The organism is Campylobacter sp. P255 (assembly GCF_003627915.1).
GTDB lineage: Bacteria > Campylobacterota > Campylobacteria > Campylobacterales > Campylobacteraceae > Campylobacter_D.
This window is the reverse complement of the sequence record NZ_NREN01000030.1, coordinates 1-1,347: the sequence shown is the minus strand read 5'-3', so window position 1 is coordinate 1,347 and position 1,347 is coordinate 1. Positions and strand designations below refer to the sequence as shown.

2 protein-coding genes are annotated in these 1,347 nt (G+C 29.9%); both read left to right on the top strand.

The genetic code is table 11. The annotated features are described in order from the left end of the window. A partial coding sequence (locus CKA54_RS07595) for a methyl-accepting chemotaxis protein (RefSeq protein ID WP_120760681.1) occupies window positions 1-197 on the top strand: 197 nt, incomplete at its 5' end. 63 nt (window positions 198-260) lie between these two features. After that, window positions 261-1,347: PDC sensor domain-containing protein (locus CKA54_RS07590; RefSeq protein ID WP_216361593.1), on the top strand; the 1,087-nt coding region annotated here is incomplete at its 3' end.

Genomic DNA, 1,347 nt, shown 5'->3' with positions numbered 1-1,347 from the left:
TTCAATCTATCAATGAAATGGGTGAAAGTATTAAAGAACAAACTACAGGTATTACTCAAATTAATGATGCTGTAGCTCAAATTGATAGCGTAACACAAGAAAATCTAAAAATAGCTAAAGATAGTGCAGCTATATCTGATAATGTTAATAAAATAGCTAATGATATCTTAGAAGATGCTAGAAAGAAAAAGTTTTAATTGATTGTTAGCAAGCTTTTAGCTTGCTAATGATTAGTCGTCGAATTTAATTTAAGGGGAAATATGAGAAGTGTTAAAATAAAAGTTGCATTGATTGCAAATATTATAGCGATTATATGTCTTTTGATTTTAGGAATTGCAACATTTGCTTTTGTCAAGGAAGCTATTTTTAAAGAAATTGTTAATTCTGAACAAAATCGTTTAATTTCAACAAAAAATCTTATGGTTAATTTTAAAGATAGCACATCTGAATCATTAAACAAACTAAGCGAAACTATACTTAGACGTCCTTATTCTGACTTAAATTCACCAGAAAAATTAATGGACAACATAGGATATCAACTACGCTCATTTAGAGATTCTGGTAATTTCTTGGCTGTTTATTTAGCACAACCAAATGGAGAATTAATTGTAAGCGATACCGATAGTGATAGCAAAGGCTTAGATTATGGAACTTATGGAAAAGCTGATAATTACGATGCAACAACAAGGGAATATTATATAGAAGCGATGAAAAATAAAGGTCTATATATCACTCCTTCTTATATTGATGTTACAACGGGTCTACCTTGCTTTACCTACGCTATGCCAATATATAAAGATGGTAATTTTATAGGCGTATTGGCAATTGATGTTTTAGTAAGAGATCTAGAAGATAGGCTTAAACAAATGCCAGGTGCTTCTTTTATCTATGATAAAAATCGTTTTTCATTTGTTTCGACTAATAAAAATTACATAGGAAATGATCCAAACGTAGGTATTGTAGCAGATGGATATAGTAAAGTAAAAGATGGTGAACCATTTTTTTACACTAGCAAAGAGGGCAATGAAAGACTTGGAATGTGTGATAGCGTAGATGGATACACTGTATGTAACATGGCTTATATTGATACTATTTCTCAATCAAGCAAAAAGATAGCTTATGTTCAAGCTATTATTGTTGTTTTTACAAGTATTGCTAGTATTATTCTACTTTACTTTATCATTTCTTATTATTTATCACCACTCCAAACCATTCAAAGAGGCCTTAACTCTTTCTTTGATTTTATCAATCATAAAACTAAAGATTCAGCTATGATTGATGTAAAAAGCAATGATGAACTTGGTGCTATGGCTAAAACCATTAATGAAAACATCACTAAAACTAAAA